At 65.8% G+C, this 16,292-nt stretch carries 17 protein-coding genes and 1 pseudogene; 14 read left to right on the top strand and 4 right to left on the bottom strand.

The window, feature by feature from the left end:
- Positions 1-96: 96 nt before the first annotated feature.
- Positions 97-774, top strand: a complete 678-nt coding sequence (locus ACIP4X_RS20190) for a DUF4236 domain-containing protein (RefSeq protein ID WP_401349769.1) — start codon at positions 97-99, stop codon at positions 772-774.
- A 479-nt stretch (positions 775-1,253) separates the two neighbouring features.
- Here the strand turns inward: ACIP4X_RS20190 and ACIP4X_RS20185 are convergent, their stop codons facing one another.
- A complete protein-coding gene (locus tag ACIP4X_RS20185; protein WP_401349766.1) occupies positions 1,254-5,045 on the bottom strand; it encodes an NACHT domain-containing protein in 3,792 nt (1,263 codons plus the stop codon).
- Positions 5,046-5,832: 787 nt separating this feature from the next.
- Between ACIP4X_RS20185 and ACIP4X_RS20180 the strand changes: the two are divergent.
- The 13 genes and pseudogenes from ACIP4X_RS20180 to ACIP4X_RS20120 all read left to right on the top strand — a co-directional run.
- Positions 5,833-6,786: pseudogene (locus tag ACIP4X_RS20180) on the top strand (FtsK/SpoIIIE domain-containing protein); the annotation flags it as partial.
- A gap of 27 nt (positions 6,787-6,813) precedes the next feature.
- Positions 6,814-7,020: a hypothetical protein gene (locus ACIP4X_RS20175; protein WP_376654696.1), complete on the top strand. Its 207-nt coding sequence runs from the start codon at positions 6,814-6,816 to the stop codon at positions 7,018-7,020.
- On the top strand, positions 7,020-7,706 hold the full coding sequence (locus tag ACIP4X_RS20170; protein WP_401349763.1) for a DUF2637 domain-containing protein: 687 nt from the start codon (positions 7,020-7,022) through the stop codon (positions 7,704-7,706). Before ACIP4X_RS20175 ends, ACIP4X_RS20170 begins: the two co-directional genes overlap by 1 nt.
- A gap of 19 nt (positions 7,707-7,725) precedes the next feature.
- A complete protein-coding gene (locus ACIP4X_RS20165) occupies positions 7,726-7,917 on the top strand; it encodes a mobile element transfer protein (protein ID WP_141360780.1) in 192 nt (63 codons plus the stop codon).
- A 14-nt stretch (positions 7,918-7,931) separates the two neighbouring features.
- A complete protein-coding gene (locus ACIP4X_RS20160; RefSeq protein ID WP_401349760.1) occupies positions 7,932-8,087 on the top strand; it encodes a hypothetical protein in 156 nt (51 codons plus the stop codon).
- Between the two features lie 21 nt (positions 8,088-8,108).
- Positions 8,109-8,447, top strand: coding sequence for a SpdD-like protein (locus ACIP4X_RS20155; RefSeq protein ID WP_401349757.1), 339 nt, complete (start codon positions 8,109-8,111; stop codon positions 8,445-8,447).
- A gap of 155 nt (positions 8,448-8,602) precedes the next feature.
- Positions 8,603-8,845: a hypothetical protein gene (locus tag ACIP4X_RS20150; RefSeq protein ID WP_401349754.1), complete on the top strand. Its 243-nt coding sequence runs from the start codon at positions 8,603-8,605 to the stop codon at positions 8,843-8,845.
- A complete protein-coding gene (repSA, locus tag ACIP4X_RS20145) occupies positions 8,842-10,230 on the top strand; it encodes a replication initiator protein RepSA (RefSeq protein WP_401349751.1) in 1,389 nt (462 codons plus the stop codon). Before ACIP4X_RS20150 ends, repSA begins: the two co-directional genes overlap by 4 nt.
- Before the next feature lie 2 nt (positions 10,231-10,232).
- Entirely contained in the window at positions 10,233-10,430 is a 198-nt protein-coding gene (locus tag ACIP4X_RS20140) for a helix-turn-helix transcriptional regulator (RefSeq protein WP_401349748.1), read from the top strand.
- Positions 10,430-11,692: a tyrosine-type recombinase/integrase gene (locus tag ACIP4X_RS20135; RefSeq protein WP_401349745.1), complete on the top strand. Its 1,263-nt coding sequence runs from the start codon at positions 10,430-10,432 to the stop codon at positions 11,690-11,692. The genes ACIP4X_RS20140 and ACIP4X_RS20135 overlap by 1 nt, the downstream gene beginning before the upstream one ends.
- A gap of 471 nt (positions 11,693-12,163) precedes the next feature.
- Complete coding sequence (locus ACIP4X_RS20130; RefSeq protein ID WP_401349742.1) at positions 12,164-12,400, top strand: type II toxin-antitoxin system HicA family toxin; 237 nt, start codon at positions 12,164-12,166, stop codon at positions 12,398-12,400.
- A gap of 2 nt (positions 12,401-12,402) precedes the next feature.
- Positions 12,403-12,669 (top strand): type II toxin-antitoxin system HicB family antitoxin, encoded by a 267-nt coding sequence (locus ACIP4X_RS20125; RefSeq protein WP_401349740.1) that lies wholly within the window; start codon positions 12,403-12,405, stop codon positions 12,667-12,669.
- 619 nt (positions 12,670-13,288) lie between these two features.
- Entirely contained in the window at positions 13,289-13,762 is a 474-nt protein-coding gene (locus ACIP4X_RS20120) for a hypothetical protein (RefSeq protein ID WP_391452947.1), read from the top strand.
- Between the two features lie 58 nt (positions 13,763-13,820).
- Here ACIP4X_RS20120 and ACIP4X_RS20115 read toward each other — a convergent pair whose 3' ends face one another.
- From ACIP4X_RS20115 to ACIP4X_RS20105, 3 genes are all read right to left on the bottom strand, one after another.
- The gene (locus ACIP4X_RS20115; protein ID WP_358728482.1) at positions 13,821-14,138 is read right to left on the bottom strand and encodes a hypothetical protein; all 318 of its coding nucleotides are present in this window, start codon (positions 14,136-14,138) and stop codon (positions 13,821-13,823) included.
- 61 nt (positions 14,139-14,199) lie between these two features.
- On the bottom strand, positions 14,200-15,603 hold the full coding sequence (locus ACIP4X_RS20110; protein WP_391452944.1) for a Cys-Gln thioester bond-forming surface protein: 1,404 nt from the start codon (positions 15,601-15,603) through the stop codon (positions 14,200-14,202).
- Between the two features lie 181 nt (positions 15,604-15,784).
- On the bottom strand, positions 15,785-16,252 hold the full coding sequence (locus ACIP4X_RS20105) for a single-stranded DNA-binding protein (protein WP_358728478.1): 468 nt from the start codon (positions 16,250-16,252) through the stop codon (positions 15,785-15,787).
- Positions 16,253-16,292: the final 40 nt, after the last annotated feature.

Raw genomic sequence — 16,292 nt, 5'->3', positions numbered from 1 at the left:
GCATCTCCAACTCGTGCGGCCTGACTTGCTGGCCTACTGATCAACGGCCTTGCTGGCCAGCGAGGTTGAGGAAGCCCACGGCTCTGACTAGGTCGGATGCCGTGGGCTTCTGTCGTTGTTGGTGGGCGTCGGGTTGCCTCGCACGGCCCAGAGAGGACGGCCCAGAGACGGCCCAGCGCCAGGCTGATTCTCGTGGATCTCAAGGGAGACGCACGAACCGTCGGTAGCCGGGCTAGCCTGCTGCTCCACGGCCTTGGGGGATTAATGGGACTGCGCATCAACAAGTCGTTCAAGATCGCACCTGGCGTCCGCATCCGGCTCGGCAACAAGTCGAGCAGCTTGAGCGTCGGGGGCAAGGCCGGCCGAGTCACGCTCAACAGTCGTGGCCGCCGTACGACGACGGTACGCCTCGCCCCTGGCGTGTCCTACTCCACTTCGAAGGGGACAAGGCCGAAGCGGAGTCGGACTGTCGCTGACACGCCTGCGCTTCTGGCTGACAGCGCTCCACTGGGCCCGCTCATCGCCCCACGTCGGAAGACCACTGACGGTTGGGTAGCGGCCGACGAACGCGGCGTTGTCGTACATCGGAGCGAGCTCGCCGACGTCCGAATCCCACAGGCGCTCCTCGTCAGCGCAGAACTGGACGGGAAGGAGCTCACTCTGAAGACGTCAGATGCAACGACCTGCCGTCTAACGCTCGCTACCTTCTCCGCTGCGCGGGATCTCCGGTTCGTAGAGTGCTTGGCTCGCGCTGCGCGGCTGACCCAGAGCTGACAGCCAGTAGCGGCGGCTCGTGACTCACACCCGATACCCGTTGCAGAGGCTTCCCGCTGTTGGCGTCGCTTCGCGGAGTATCGACGCACCGCCAACTGCCTCACCCTGCGGCGGCGTTGTTCCTTCGTCGCATCACGAACGCTGGCTTCTCTTTTGGGGTGCCCGGGTAGGGGCCATCTCCTGGACTCGTTGCACATGCCCGCTCCAGGCAACCTTGACTTCCTCCTTGGACTGCATAATCCACCGAACGGACTCATCCCAGTGCGAAGAGTCGGACACGTCTCGCCTTGAGTTCGACCCAGGCGCTTAGAGGTCGTTTTAAAAGAAACGGTGTCTTAGAAGGCGCTGGGCGCGTGCTTCCGCGCGCCCCAACTGACCTGCCACTTTGGCCGATCGGGCGCCAGAGATTTGAGAAGCCCGCCACTCGCAGAATCGGACAGCTTAGGTCTCGGAGCGCATCGACAGGGCGTATTGGGAGGTCAGTCGAGCATCTCTCGATCGAACCACTCTTCCTTCGCAGATGTATCGGAAAGTGTGGCAGCCTTCCGGGCCAATTCCGCCATAAGAGACTCGTTTGCCGAAAATCGCACACAGACAGGCAACTCTGTGACGCGCCGTAGCACTTCTCGGCTGGTCTGCGAAGAAATAACCGTAGTTCGATAAGGCGCTGGATAGATATAGCCGTCACGCTGATAGCTCGCATACGCGTCCACAATGTTATCGATCGAGTCAACCCAATCCCTTGAGAAGACCAGCGCACCTAGCCTCGCTGTGCCGGCAAGGCCGATCAGATCCCGGTCTCTGCTGGAATCTCCGGTTGAGCCAAGCTTGGCGATAGATTCTCGCCTGGGCATTTTTGCGGAAGCCAGATAGAGGAGCCCTGGCGTGATCCGTTCGGGCAACTCGTGCTGTGATTCGCGGTCATTGCGCGCCCAACCCGGCGAAGTCAAAGACCGGATGATACTCAAGGTGTAGGCATCAAACCCTCGCACCCACTTCTCAAGTGTTCTCGCATTGGCGGCGAGAGCGGTAGCGGGAGCCCACGCCATCAGGCAACACAGCACAAAAAAGGCGTCATCGGCATTCTGAATGCCCTTAGCCTGTTCAGCCCACCACTCTAGATCCGTGCGGCGCTGGCGAGCGTAGCGGGAGCGCAGTACAGGCGAGACGTCGCCTGAAACAAGTGAATCCACTTTTTTGCGGCTCACATTTCCGCTTCGGACGTCGCCGAGGGCAGCGGCAAGAGCGAGAGTGCGTCGGCACTCACCACCCAAGACTTCCGCTAGCGCTTCATGGTAATCCACCCAGATGCCGTAATCATTTCGAACACCAGTTGCTCCATCAATCGGCACGAGTGTGTTGCGCATTGCTGTGAATAGATCTACGTACCTTGCCGGAACCATTCCATCCGCTAGCGCCCGTTCATCGACCCCGCCCCACGGGTTTGGGTGCCCATTGTTGTACAGGAGGAAGAGAACGTGATTAATCGATGACAAGTTGGAGATCCCCGCCTGGACTCCACCAGACTGCTGGCCCGGCCCTAGATCAGAAGTGAGCCGCACACCGGCGCGGAGCGCAACAAGGAAGGAGTCGACGCTTGCTTCTCCAGCGAATGGCTGCTGAGGGGAATCCAGCTGGAGCGCCATGTGCCAAAAGTGCAGATCGCCACCCATTACAGCAACGACCTGACTGGCATGACTGGCCGAGATGACGTCAAAGGTGTTCATGTACCGACCGAGCGCGAACCACAGACGACGAGCGCGGATGCCTCGTGCACTCGACCACTTCCTGTACCACCAGTCAACGGTCTCACGCCCTGTGGCATTCGATGCGAGAAACCGAGCAGCGTCAAAGTCTGGAATTCCAGATGCCGCCTGCGCCTCGATCCTTTTCATCATGATTTCGATAATCTCTTCTCCACCTGAATCGGCAGGAAGTGACAATTCTGAATGCGAGATGCCTTTACCCGACAGAAGAGCGACCGAGTCTTCTGTTGAGATCAGCTCGACCACCTTAGATACAGAGCGCGGTTTTTGAGAGAAGACCTGATCACGAAGGAGTGTGAGGGCTACCTCTCGCGAGTACGAGAGGAGCGAAAAGTCGCCACCCGAATTTACCAAGTCTTCCAGCAAATCGACGAGGTTGGCGAGTTCCCCTACATCGGAGAAGCCTGCGTAGAAACGGGTGACATTCCACCAGTAGGGGTTTCGCAGGAGTGCTTCGAAGCGATCGGAGCGGTTCCCTGTCCGCTCAGACCCTGGGCTTGAGGTACGCGCCGTCGAATATAGGTATCGAGCGGCAAAATACTCCCGGAGTGGCTGCACCTCGAACTCAAAGGTGTTCTGCACTCGGCTAGTCAGAACCATTACTCGGTCAGTCATCCCCGTAAAGAGGTTGTCTACGAGCTCTAGCTTCTTCTTTTTGTATCCTCGTAGCACCAGATACTTCTTTAGTAGAGACTTCAGTCTCGGTTCGGAGATGCTGCCATTCGAGTCTCCAGTCTCAGCGAGACAATGGAGAACCCAAGCCACATACCCATGCAGATCGAGTATCAGCTCGCGCTCATCTCGGACGATTTCGCTTTTCTCTGCCTCCCTGTCCAGGAAGGTTTCCATATACTCGCGATACAGCGCAGTGCGCTTATCGGGGAGCGATGGTCCTTTTTTGCGCACGAGCCAGAGAAGAATGGCCAGTTGCATAGGATTTCTAGCCAGGTCTACGATGTGCGGCTGCCCCAACTTTTGCCCCAGCACCTGCCGAATTTCATGCGCCGCCTGGTGAGAAACCTTCCGAGACTCCAGCCATCCATCCGTGTATTCAAGAACAAGACTTAGTGGCAGGTCACCAAGAGTAAAGTACGTGTATTCCCGCTTCGAAAAACCCGGTGTTTTGGAAAAAGAACTTGGACGACTCGTGGCTACAGTCCGAAATGATGGACTGAAAGGTTCGATTCTATTGAGTGCCTCATTTACACATCCGACGACGGATCGACGATCGTTCAGGTCGGGCACTTCATCCAGGCCGTCAAGAACGAGAATCGCGGGGGTCGCTCGGAGAACTGCGTCCAAATCGGAGACCGTGAAATTGATGCCACCTGAAGCCCGCGTGACCTGCGCAGCGAGAAAGGACTCAAGAGTGTCAGACCATCCTGCCGGCGGTCCGTCATTAGTGACATCAAATGGATCTAGGCGCCTCAGCCAGGCAGCCAAGTCGCGAAAGTCTACATGGAACGGTAGGCGCACAGGGCTTGAGCGATGCTCGAGGCTGAATCGTTCGATGTCAGAGTTCCCGAGCAATCGGGAACGGTGGACCTGGCATACGTACTGGCCCACCGTCGACTTTCCTTGGCCGGGGGCGCCTTCAACAACAACCCTGGATGTAGACGGCGCCTCCTTGTTCACCATACTTTCAGACAGGAGGACCGACGCCGCAGGAAGCCCAGTTGTCCGATTGCTGGTCCTAAACGCACTGGAAACACCTAGCGAGATAAGCCCGGACCATTTTTGTACCGTTGGCGACTGCCGAGGCTCATAGCGCCTGCTAGCAAGGGTGTTTGAGGCGAAGAATGGCCTCTCCGGCAAATTTCGTGCTAGCGGAACATCAATGAAGACATCGAGCAGTTGTGGTTCGAGCTCTGCTTGCTTGAACTTGACCACCCTATCCCGGTTGTACTGGTGCATCATGTATTTCATGAGGGCGCTCACCCGGGGATCCCTCTGCGCAATGCGAACAAAGGATCTATCCTTGACCTCGGGTTCCCTCAACCCAAGGAGCTCAGCAAGGCCGGTCAGATCTCGAATAAATCCATAGGTGCGCTTGACTTCCGTCTGGCCGTCCAAGCGCCGGTCCAGATCGTCCCTCCACCACACTTGCGATGGAATAGGCATCTCGCTGTCGAGCCAAGTCTGGACGAGGTCTCGCGTCCCGTTATCGGGGTGGGACGAACACTGAGCGTTCGTCATGAGTACGTACTTTTCGGCTCCTCGGGACGCGAGATGTTGTACTTTTTTGACTTCGCCTTTCAATGCCTTAGTGATCCACTTTAGAATTTCATCCGGGGTGGCGAGTCTATTGGGTGTGGGCTGCCGGAATTTAACTTGGTAGATAATGGCGTCTGAGATATTTCCATGGGGTGCTGAGGCGTCGCGACCCCCATCTGGCATGCCAACAGGGAAACACTGAACGTCTGGGTTGGCTGCGACGAGCACTGCTTGACACAGTTGCTGGAATACATCCGCTCCCAGCGACTCGTAGTCGTATCGCTCAGCCACTTCCGCCTCCATGCTCAGGGCCGTTCACTGACAGATGTGCATCGTAGCCAAGGCCCGCTAGAAGCGCGGGAGTTACGCTGTTAATCACCCTCGAAGGCGTGGCGTCAGTCGCCGACTGCAGCGGTCAGCACGATGCCAGCGACGCCAAGAGCACATGGCGAGTCAGGAGCTGGCAGGGCCAGCGCCCGTGGCGGCCACACGTCGAAAACGATCCGCGTCGTCTTGCCCCGTCGGGCATGCGAGAGCTGGAGACGAACAGGCTTTGAGCGAGTGCAAGTCGACGCACCTAGTGTCGATCAGCACTCCGAGCGAGCGATCCAGTCGTCTGCCACTAAAGCATAAGATGTCTTACTTTCGCGGAAGAGGCTGAAAATAGGAAACTATAGGTCGGTGTAGCGGCTTTGGGCAGGAGCTGCTTTGGGGCGAGTGATCATGGCCCCGTAAGCTTCCGGCGAGTCGGGCAGTCTGTTGACCTGCCCGTTAAAGCACGACGTTGGGGCCATGATCTTAGCCTCGAAGTTTCGTGACGGTCCGCCGACGGAGTCGGTGGACCGTTTTCGTGCTGTGGGCTCAGGCTGGGCAGGCTGAGGTCCCGAGTGTCGTCTCGGGTGAACGCCGGGTTCCACTGCTCCGGCTGGAGGGTCCTCTCGTAGGGTCGGGTGAATCTGCTGGTCAGCCAGGGTTCGGCAGGAGTGCGAGCCGCTCGAGGGCGCCTGTGATCTCGCTGGTCCAGGGCCAGTGCCGGGCGAGGCGGAGGAGGCGGCGCCGGCCGGTGGTGACGAGTTGGCCCGGCTACGACGTGCTCAAGCGGGTGCAGATGCCGGCGCGGCTGGACACTCGGCCGATGCGGGTTCCGGTCGCCCTGCGTGAAGACGGCTCGGTCCACTACCGCGACTACCGGTCGATACCCCACGCGCTCACCCTTGGCGCCACGGAGTCGGGCAAGTCCGTCTACCAGCGCAACCTGGTGGCCGGGCTCGCCTCGCACCGGGTCGCCCTGGTCGGCATCGACTGCAAGCAAGGGGTGGAACTGTTCCCCCTGGCCCGGCGGTTCTCCGCGCTCGCCGACAACCCCGATACCGCCGCCGAACTCCTCGATGCGCTCGTGACCCGGATGGAGGGCGTCTATCAACTCATCCGCGTCGAGCAGCGGATCAGCGTTGACGTGCCGGATGCGGAGATCGCGGCCGATATCTGGAGCCTGCCGGAAGAACTGCGGCCGGTGCCGATCGTGGTCCTGGTCGATGAGGTCGCCGAACTCGCCCTGTTCGCCAACAAGGAAGAGGAGAAACGCAGGGACCGGATCATCACCGCGCTGGTCCGCCTCGCCCAGCTCGGCCGCGCCGCCGGCATCTACCTGGAAATCTGCGGGCAGCGCTTCGGCTCCGAACTCGGCAAGGGCATCACCATGCTCCGCGCCCAGCTCACCGGCCGCACCGCCCACCGCGTCAACGACGAAACCTCGGCGAACATGGCCTTCGGCGACATCGCCCCGGATGCCGTTCTGGCAGCGATCCAGATCCCCACCGACACCCCGGGCGTCGCCGTCACCGGCGATTCGACCGGCGGATGGGCTCGCATCCGTGCCCCGCACACCTCGCTCCGTCAGGCAGTCAACACCTGTAACCGGCACGCCGACCTGACCCCGGACCTGCCCGAACTCTCCCCGTTCCGGCCCGTGCTTCCCGGCACTCCCGCGATCCCGGTGCCGCTGTCCAAGACGGCCCTTGCCGCGACCTGACCACGCCCGTAGAAGGGAGATCCCACCATGTGCCCCGACTGCGACGACTTCGCCCGGACCGTGCTCCTCCTCGGGCAACTCGCCCTGTACGCCGACATGACCGGCGCCGACCTCGACTTCGTGGACGCCGTCAGCCCGTCCCTGGCCGCCTCGCTGCCCGAGCCGCCGCCCGGCACCTTCTCGCCCGGCTACGACCCCGAGGACGGCCCCGACTACCCCGGCGGAGACGCCTGATGGCCCCCCGCCCCGCCCTCCGGGTCGACGCGGTCCTCGTGCAGGCCGTCATCGCCGGCGCCCTGTCCTTCGCCCACCTGCACGACCTCGCCGCCGCGGCCGGTCAGGACGGCTGGAAGGCATGGGCCTACCCGGTCAGCGTTGACCTGCTCCTGGTCGCCTCCTGGCGTCGACTCCGCTCCGACGGGCCGTCCCGGCTGGCCTGGTGCTGGTTCGTGGTCGCGCTGTTCGCCTCGCTCGGCGCGAACGTCGCCACCGCCGGCTTCCTGGACCTGGCCGACCCGCCCGCCCTGCTCCGCCTCGGCATCGCCGGATGGCCCGCCCTCGCCTTCCTCGGCGGCACCCTCCTCGCCCACTCCGCTGGGGACCGGTCACCGGTTCCGCCGACGCCTGCCACCCCGGACCCGGAACCCAGGGATGAGCCCGAGATCGAGGCGGAACCGGCCGCCGTCGCCGATCCGGAAGCGGTCACCCCGGTCGCCGACGATCCCGCCCCAGTTCTCCCGGCCGTCGACCCGGCACCACGCCCGGCCCTGCCGGTCCCGGCCGCGCTCGTCGACCACGCCCGGAAGGTCGCCGCCGACCACCAGGCCCGAACCGGTGCCCAGATCGACACCGACACCCTGCGCGCCCGTCTCGGCGTCCCGGCCCAGCTCGCCGACACCATCGCCGCCCACCTCGCCTGACCGACAAGGAGAACAGCTCATGCCCTCCCGTGACTTCTTCCACTCCGTGATGCGCATCGGCCCGGTCCAGATCGGCACCCACCGCGACCGCACCGGCCAGACCAAGCACGCCGCCGTGTGCACCAACGACCGCTGCGGCTGGTCCTCGGACTACTCCAGCCAGTCCGCCGCCCAGCTCGCTGCCCGTACCCACCGCTGCCGCGTCAACTGACGGAGATCACCGACATGGACGTCCCGCTCTGGTTCGCCCTCCTCTGCATCGGGGTCCTCGGCGTCAAGCTCATCCGCCCGCCCTGGTGGCTCGTCGCCGTGCTCCTTCTCGGCGGCTACCTCCTCGCAGACAGCCTCTTCGCCCCCGTCATCAACACCGCCGTCAAGTAACCCGAGAAAGGAGACTCGCTCATGCTCCGGCCCAAGCTCCCGACCATGCCCCAACCGACCAGCATCGTCATACCGACCGCCGTCATCGAGCCGACTGCCGTCACCCCGGCCGCCCACATCCCGGCGGCTGCCCATCTTCTGTCGCCGGCCTCCTGCGCCACGGCAACACCGTCCCGCCCGGCCGTTCAGCTCACCCCCGGCACCGCGCTCGCCCTGGTCGGCGGCGGCACCGCCGCGGTCCTGGTCGTCGGCGCGGTCCTGGTCTCCATGCTCCTGGCCGTGGCCATCACGGGGGCCTCGGTCGCTGTCTGCGCCGTGGTTCTGCGCTCGCTGATCGGCTCGTCGTACAAGCACCGCTGAGCGGCCCTCGGGGCGGCCTCAACCGCCAAGTCTCTTCCGCCCCGGGCGCCTTCCCACCTTCCAGATCCAACGGACCCGAAAGGGAAGCTTCATGATGCCCGACTTCGTCCCGTCGCCGCGACGGAACGTCCTTGTCCGGACCGGGCGGTGATCGCGTGAAGACCATCACCACCTCGGCCCACCTGGAGCCGGACACCACCACCCGCGTGAATGTCTTCAACAGCACGCCCGACGGCGGCGGCTTCGTCAGCCTCCGTATCGGCGGCGAGCAGGTCGACATCGCGCTCCTCGCCCAACCGGGCACCGCGGGCGCCCTGCGCGCTCTCGCTCGTGCCGCCGAGGAAGCCGCCTCCGCGCTCGATCAGATCACCGAAACCGCTTCGGACGGTGCCGCGTGACCGACACCGCGACCTTTGCGGGCCTGGACCCGATCACCCTGGGGGACCTCCTCCGGGTGGCCGGGTCTCCCCGCTTCGACCGCTGGGAAGACCAGGTCCGCCGTACCGGCGGCTGCGCCGACCCGATTCATCTGCGCGGCTGGGTCCTCCACAAGGACAAGACGACCAGCCAGACCCTGCACCACTACTCCACCGAGGGTGAACCGGGCGGACGGCTCCGCGTCGCCTGCGGCAACCGCCGCGCCTCTCGCTGCCCGTCCTGCGCCTGGACGTACGCGGGCGACACCTACCACCTCATCCGTGCGGGCTTAGCTGGAGACGACCGCCGCGACATCCCCTCCACCGTTCGTGACCACCCCCGCGTCTTCGCCACTCTGACGGCACCCTCGTTCGGCGCAGTCCACAACCGGCCCGACCGGGGCGTCTGCCGCTGCGACACCCGCCACCCCGCCGACGATCCCGCCCTCGGCACCGCCCTCGACCCGAGCACGTACGACTACGCGGGCGCCGTGCTGTTCAACAACCACGCCGGGCAGCTCTGGCAGCGCTTCACCAACCGGCTCCGCCGGGAGATCGCCGCCCGCGCCGGCATCACCCAACGGGAGCTGAAAGAGTGCGCCCGGCTGTCCTACGGCAAGGTCGCTGAGTTCCAGAAGCGGGGCGCCGTGCACTTTCATGCAGTGATCCGCCTCGACGGATCGGAGGGCCCCGGCACTCCACCACCGACCTGGGCCACGGTCGATCTCCTTGCCGACTCGATCCGTGCTGCTGCCGCGCACTCCTACACCTCGGTTTCCGTCCCGGCCGCCGCCGAGGAACCCGCTCGCACGTTCCGATGGGGAACCCAGCTCGACGTACGAACGGTCAAGGCGTTCGGGGACGGCTCCGAGATCACGGAACAGGCTGTCGCCTCCTACGTCGCGAAGTACGCCACCAAAGCGGCCGAGAACACCGGCACCCTCGACAGGCGCATCGGTGAGCTGTCCGAGCTCGACCGCCACGGCGTGCCCGACCACACCCGCCGCCTCGTCGCCGCGTGCAAGCTCCTCGACCCGCTGTATCCGGACCGGCGGCTGTGGGCCTGGGCGCACATGCTCGGCTTCCGCGGTCACTTCTCCTCCAAGTCGCGCCGCTACTCGACCACCCTCGGCGCCCTCCGCCAGGCCCGCGCCGACTACCGCGCCGCCCAGGAACACACCGCCCTCGGTATCGACGACCACGAGCCGGACACCGTCCTCGTCCTCGCCGACTGGCAGTACGCCGGCCACGGCCACACCCCCGGCGAATCCGCCCTCGCCGCCACCATCGCCCGCGACCTCCAACTCAACCGCGAAACCGCCCGCGAAGCACTACGCGACCAACTCGCCGACGAAAGGGAGTGCTGACCATGGCCTCACAGCTACCGAACCGGTTCCTGACCCCCGAGGACCTGGTCGAGATGTTCGAACTCCCCAGTGTCGAGACGGTCTACCAGTGGCGCCGCAAGCACACCGGCCCCCGCGGCTTCCGCGTCGGCCGGCACCTCCGCTTCGACCCGACCGACGTGCGGTCCTGGGTCGACTCCCGGCTCGAGGAGGCCGCCTGATGGCCGGCCACATCCAAGACCGCTGGTACCGGACCGAGACCGGCCCGGACGGCAAGACCCACAAGGTCAAAACCGACCGCCATGGCATGGGCATGCGCTACCGCGCGCGCTACATCGGCCCGGACGGCACCGAGAAGTCCAAGAGCTTCCCGGACAAGCAGAAGCGCTTGGCCGACACATGGCTGACCAACATCGAAGCGGACATGGCGCGCGGGCAGTACATCGACCCGAGGGCCGCCCGGGTCACCTTCCGCGAGTACACCGACCGCTGGCTCGCCGCTCTCACAATCGACCTGAGCAGCCGAGCCGCCGTAGAAGGCCGGTTACGCCTTCATGCCCTGCCATATCTCGGCAGCCGTCCCATCGGGTCGTTCCAGCCGGAGCACATCCGCGAATGGAACCGCCAGCTCGAAGGGGCCGTAGCCTCGCCCCAGTACCGGCGGCTCATCTTCGACGCCGTGTCCTCCGTGCTGAACGCGGCCGTGGATGACCGCCTCCTGGCCTCGAACCCCTGCCGGGCCCGATCGGTCAAGGCGCCCCGCGCCACGCCGACCCGCGTACACCCCTGGTCCTCAGAGCAGGTCTTCAGCGTCCGGGCTGGCCTCCCCGAGCGCTACCGGGCCATGGTCGACCTCGGCGCCGGGTGCGGTCTGCGGCAAGGGGAAATCTTCGGCCTGGCCGTCGACAGCATCGGAGACCTCGGCTGGCTCTACGTCCGCCAGCAGGTTAAGAAGGTGCGCGGGACGCTGGTCTTCGCCCCGCCCAAGCGTGGCAAGCTCCGTGACGTGCCCCTCGACCCTGAGGTGTCGGCCGCCCTCCGCAAGCACATGGCGCGCTTCCCACCGGTCGACGTGACCTTGCCCTGGCTGACCCCGACCGGCCCCAAGGTCACGCACCAGCTCGTCTTCGCGAGCAGCATCGGCGCCGCCATCTGGAGCCAGGGGTTCAATGACCAGGCGTGGAAGCCTGCGCTGGCATCCGCCGGCATCATCCCCGCCCCGGAGAGGGGGCAGCGGTACGCGGCGGCCCGCGAACACGGCATGCACGCCCTGCGCCACTTCTACGCCTCGGTCCTTCTGGACGCCGGGGAGAGCATCAAGGCCCTGAGCCTGTACCTCGGCCACAGCGATCCGGGATTCACGCTCCGGGTCTACACGCACCTCATGCCGTCCAGCGAGACCCGGACCCGGAAAGCCATCTCCGCGATGTATCGGGCCGCCGGTCACGCCCACGACGGCCCAGAGACGGCCCACGCCGCCTGAAACCGCCCCCCATCGGCAGGAAAACCTGCTGGTGAGGGGCATTTTCACGCCCTCTCTCGACAATTAACAGCCCAGCCAACTTGCCCGACCGCCACCCCTGGGAAAACCAGTCCAGCCGGGCGGCTCTGAGCTAGGGCTTCGCGTCTGACGACTAGCCCCCGGCTATCAGCACCGTCCACCGTTGGGCACCTTTGAACACGCTCGCACCCGCAAGGACGGCCCACCACACAAGCATGTCCTGTGGAGTCCTTGGTTCACCGATGAAGCCGCTGCCGGGCATCAGGCGCACAGGCAAGGGGCCGAGCAACGAACCCCAAGGACCCCCGCCAGGTAACGATTCAGTCACGACCGCTCGGTAGTGGGAGTGCAGGACACAAGGCACCGATGGGATGAAAAATCCCTCGGATGGACGCAACTGATGCGCCCCCCGTGGCCGATCCGAAACCCTCGTCGTTCATAGTGGGGTGATGCATGGGAAGCAAACGCAGCCTCCCGCGCGTTCTTAATCAGAGGAGTGCCATCACTCTGTTGGAGAGTGAGGGATGGACTCAGACGATTGGTGGGAAGCATTCAGTAAAGATGGAGAAGCCTGGACACAGGCCCATCACACTGCCAATGCACCAGCGGAAGGACTACTCTCCAGCTCTCACTGCGGCGATCTTACGGCAGGCGGGACTGGCAGGCAGCAAGGGGGGACAGGAGGCGTGACCATGAGGCATCAGTCAACGTCCGAGAACGAGCTGACCTACCACGTGCGCATTCACGACGAGGGTGACGACGGACTCTGGGCCGAAGTAGTGGAGCTACCCGGCTGCTTCGCTTCAGGTGAGGACATGGAGGAACTCGAGGAGGCCCTCACCGAGGCCATCTCGCAGTACCTCTCCGCGCCCGGTAGCCCGATTTCACTGCAGCTCAACCGCCGCGAACCGATCAGCGGGGAGCGCGTGGAGGAGCAGAAGTACCTCGTCTGTGGGTGATCGCGCAGGCCAGCGCAGGTCCTGCCAGCACTAATCGGCAGCAGGGTCGGGACGTCTACCGTCATGACAGGCACGGCGACTATCCGGCCCTAGCAGCGCGGGCAGCCTCCGCACAGTGTTGACGGTTGTTACTCGGTAAAGCACGACGTTGGAGCCATGATCTTCAGAGGCCCGTCCCAAAGCGGCTGGCTCAAGACCATGGAGCCGACCGCCCCAACCACAGAGGGTGTCTCCCATCTCATGTCCGCAGTCGCCGAAGGCCCACACGTACCTGATGCCGCCCAGCGAGAAGCGGCCCCGGAAAGCCATCTCCACGATGTACCGGGCCGCCGGTCACGCTCATGACGGCCCAGAGACGGCCCAGGCGGCCTGAGACGGCCCCTCATCGGCGGGAAAACTGCTGGTGAGGGGCCTTTTCATGCTCTCTCGCGGCAAGTAACACCCCATCTTGCCGTACCGCCACCCCTGCGCGGAAACCCGTACGACCGGGGGGCTGTGACCTGGGGTTTCGCTGGTGGTGGCGGTGGTCGTCCGTCAGTGCGGGTTGCCGTCGAGGTCCGTGCCCCGGGCCTGACAGGCGTCTTACGTGCTGTGGCGGGCGGGTGGCAGGATCTTGGGAATGGCGAGTCGTGCTGAGGTGTCGTTGCGGTGGGAAGGGAAGTCCGCGCGCTGGGCGACCGCGCTGGCCACGTTGGCCGCGGTCGCGGCGGGGGTCGCGGCGGGCTTCGGGGGTCCGGACGCCGAGAAGTGGGGCATCTTGTCCGGGACGGTGGGCGTCGGAGCCGTCGGGTGTGCGCTCGGGATGCTCCGGCGACGGGTGGAGGCGGGCCCGGACGGGCTGCGCTTCCGCGCGATGCTGCGGTGGCGGCGGCTGAAGTGGGACGAGATCGTCCACCTCGAGGGCCTGCGCATAGCCGCCGACCCCCGGGCCCGCAGCGGTGAGCGGCTGCGTGTCGCCGCCACGCTCCGCGACGGCTCCGTGGTCTGGCTGCCGGTGCCGTTCGTCGGCGCCGCCGACACGAGGGGCTTCGAGAAGGACCTGGCCCTCCTGCGCGAAGTGCGGCGCCGCCACACGGGCAGCACCCGGCCGTAGCTCCGGGCGTTCGTGCCGGGCGCGCACAACGCCCGCGGGCCCGGTGGGGACGAGCGACTCAGGCCTGTTCCAGGGCGTCGCCGAACTCGCGGAGGGTCTTGCCGCGGTGGGTGCGGGCCAGTTCGTGTCCCACGGCGATGGCGAGCGCGACCGGCCATTCGATGAGGTCGAACGCCGTGAGGAGACCGAGGCCCGCCAGGTAGGCGAGCTGGTCCCGCGGTGGCAGTTCGAAGCGGAGACCGCCCAGGGAGACGGTCACCGTGTCCCCCTCGACGACCCGCTCGGCCGCGGCGCGGGCGCCGTGGCGCTGGGTGATCGGAACCGGTGCGCCGGCAGGCGCTGTGTCGGAGTCTGTCCTGCTCGCGCGCACGGTCATGTCACATCCCGTTCAACGGCCGGTACCGGGCATCCGCTCGATGTCCCCCCACCACGCTAGGTCAGTTCCCGGCGCCCTTCCTCTTGTGGACGATGCTCAGGGCCGTGGCACCCAGAACCAGCAGGCTGAGGCCGATTGCGGCGATCAGCGGGGTGGTGCTGGTGCCGCCGGTCTCGGCGAGGTTGGGATTGGACGAGATGTCGCCGCCCGCCATGACGGGGGTGGGCTCACCGATGGTCTGGGTCACGGTGCCGCTCGGGCTGCCATGGGTACGGCAGTCGAGGACGCCGGCGAAGCGCTGCGCGTGGCCGCCGGGGTCCCTGATCGTGAAGTCGTACGCCTGGTCCTCCTGGAGCGGGATCGTGATCGTCTCGGATCCGCCCGCGGCGATGCTGTACCGGGTGTCCATCAGCTCGAAGGTGAACGGCTCGTCGCCCTGGTTGGCCGCACTGATCTCCAGGGCGCCCTTGGCGCAGTTCTTCACCGCGGACAGGGCGGGTATCGCGCCCCCGGCCGCCCAGGTCGCACCGCTGGTGGCGGAGACCGTGGACTCGCTGGAGCCGGCCAGGATCTGGGTCTGGCTGCGGCTGTCGGAGGTGAAGGCGCGGCCGACCGGCACCGTGGTGGAGGCCTGCGCGGTCAGCGTCGCCGCGCCCTCCCCGGCGTCCTCGGGCACGTCGAAGAACACCTGGCTGCCGTCCCCGGCGGACGTGATCTCCTCGCCCTTCTTGCCGACGATCCGCACCCCGCTGGTGGCGGCACCCGCGGGCGGTATCAGGGTCACGCTGCTCGCGTTGGTGTGCACCGTCACGGGGCCGAGACGCTCGCCCGGGTGGCCGGAGACCGCGGGCGGGTCCAGGGTGAGCGAGGCGCGCGGCTCGGGCAGGTCGCCGGCGCTCTTCTCCAGGTAGTCCGCGAGCTTCTCGGCCCGCGGGTCGACTGCGTCGACGTCCGCGCCGTCGGAGTAGCGCCAGATGGCCACCTGGGTGCCGGCCGCCGCGTCCTGCTCGGTGAGGTTCCCGACGCCGGCCTTCTCGGCGAGCGCCGCGAGATCGTTGACCTGCGGGTAGGAGTTCTGCAGGATCCAGCGGATCTTCCCGGCGTTCTTGTTCGTGGCCAGCGAGGTGCCGCTCCAGGGCGTCTCCCGGTACCTGGCGTCCCGTTGCGTGGGGTTGTGCACGTCTATGCAGTACGTCTGCAGGGTCCCGCCGCCGTCGACGGACATCTCGAACAGGCCCGCGGAGACCTGGTGGTCGTCGCCGCCGTCATGGATGACGGCGGTGCCGTAGGTCTTCAGGCTGCCGATGGTGGCGGTCGCGCCGCCCGGACTCTGCGGCATACCGTCCGCGGCGGCCGGGCCGGCGGCGGTCATCAGACCGGCGGCGACGAAACCGGAGACCAGGGTGGCGGCGGCGAGCCGAGCCGCCCCCCGCCTGCGCGCGGACGGCGCAGAGTAAGCACACACAGAAATCCCCTTCGAGCAGGACCCGTTGACGTGGGGGTGCGGTCCCACCGGCAGAATCTTCAAGCCCAGTGACAAGCCCAGAGAGCTGTGTCCGGCATCCTATGGAGCCCGCACACCATGACTTCGCTGTCGTATCGTCAGATCGCTGATCCGAATCGCAATCGTTATCACCAAGATCACCTCAGCAGGCCGCCGCGGCAGGTTCCGGCTCCTGCGGGGACCCGGTGTCCGGCGGAGCCGTCTCCCAGGTGGGCTCCGGTTGCGGAGGCGGACCCGCCGTCTGCGAATCCGCCCTGACGGTGCGCCGGAAGGCCGACGTGCCCCGCGCCAGGTCGTGGCCGATCGCCAGGGCGTCGATGTCCGCCCAGGTCCGGCTGTTGCCGTCGCGGGTCTCGGAGCGCACCTTCAGCCGGCCCTGCACGATGACGGGGTCGCCCACGTTCAGCGACGCCACCGCGTTGGCGGCGAGCTGGCGGTTGGCCCACACCGTGAAGAAGTTGGTGTGGCCGTCCGTCCAGGCGGCCTTCTCCCGGTCCCAGTAGCGCGAGGTCACCGCCAGCCGGAACCGCGCCGAGGCGCCCGACGGCAGCTCCCGGTGCACCGGCTGCGTCGCCACGTTGCCCACGGTGCAGACGATCGTCTCGTTCATCGTCGAAACCCCTCCCTCGCCCGGACGCCCGGCCCGGGCG

The organism is Streptomyces sp. NPDC088817 (assembly GCF_044750345.1).
In the GTDB taxonomy this organism is placed as follows: domain Bacteria; phylum Actinomycetota; class Actinomycetes; order Streptomycetales; family Streptomycetaceae; genus Streptomyces.
Note: the sequence above shows the minus strand (reverse complement) of the source record. Positions and strands in the feature narration are given on the sequence as shown.

Bases quoted from the DNA above. Each gene is read 5' to 3' on its own strand.
- ACIP4X_RS20190 (WP_401349769.1), top strand. From the start codon at position 97: ATGCCGTGGGCTTCTGTCGTTGTTGGTGGGCGTCGGGTTGCCTCGCAC.
- ACIP4X_RS20175 (WP_376654696.1), top strand. From the start codon at position 6,814: ATGTGCCCCGACTGCGACGACTTCGCCCGGACCGTGCTCCTCCTCGGG.
- ACIP4X_RS20170 (WP_401349763.1), top strand. From the start codon at position 7,020: ATGGCCCCCCGCCCCGCCCTCCGGGTCGACGCGGTCCTCGTGCAGGCC.
- ACIP4X_RS20165 (WP_141360780.1), top strand. From the start codon at position 7,726: ATGCCCTCCCGTGACTTCTTCCACTCCGTGATGCGCATCGGCCCGGTC.
- ACIP4X_RS20160 (WP_401349760.1), top strand. From the start codon at position 7,932: ATGGACGTCCCGCTCTGGTTCGCCCTCCTCTGCATCGGGGTCCTCGGC.
- ACIP4X_RS20155 (WP_401349757.1), top strand. From the start codon at position 8,109: ATGCTCCGGCCCAAGCTCCCGACCATGCCCCAACCGACCAGCATCGTC.
- ACIP4X_RS20140 (WP_401349748.1), top strand. From the start codon at position 10,233: ATGGCCTCACAGCTACCGAACCGGTTCCTGACCCCCGAGGACCTGGTC.
- ACIP4X_RS20135 (WP_401349745.1), top strand. From the start codon at position 10,430: ATGGCCGGCCACATCCAAGACCGCTGGTACCGGACCGAGACCGGCCCG.
- ACIP4X_RS20130 (WP_401349742.1), top strand. From the start codon at position 12,164: ATGGGAAGCAAACGCAGCCTCCCGCGCGTTCTTAATCAGAGGAGTGCC.
- ACIP4X_RS20125 (WP_401349740.1), top strand. From the start codon at position 12,403: ATGAGGCATCAGTCAACGTCCGAGAACGAGCTGACCTACCACGTGCGC.
- ACIP4X_RS20120 (WP_391452947.1), top strand. From the start codon at position 13,289: ATGGCGAGTCGTGCTGAGGTGTCGTTGCGGTGGGAAGGGAAGTCCGCG.
- ACIP4X_RS20115 (WP_358728482.1), bottom strand. From the start codon at position 14,138: ATGACCGTGCGCGCGAGCAGGACAGACTCCGACACAGCGCCTGCCGGC.
- ACIP4X_RS20105 (WP_358728478.1), bottom strand. From the start codon at position 16,252: ATGAACGAGACGATCGTCTGCACCGTGGGCAACGTGGCGACGCAGCCG.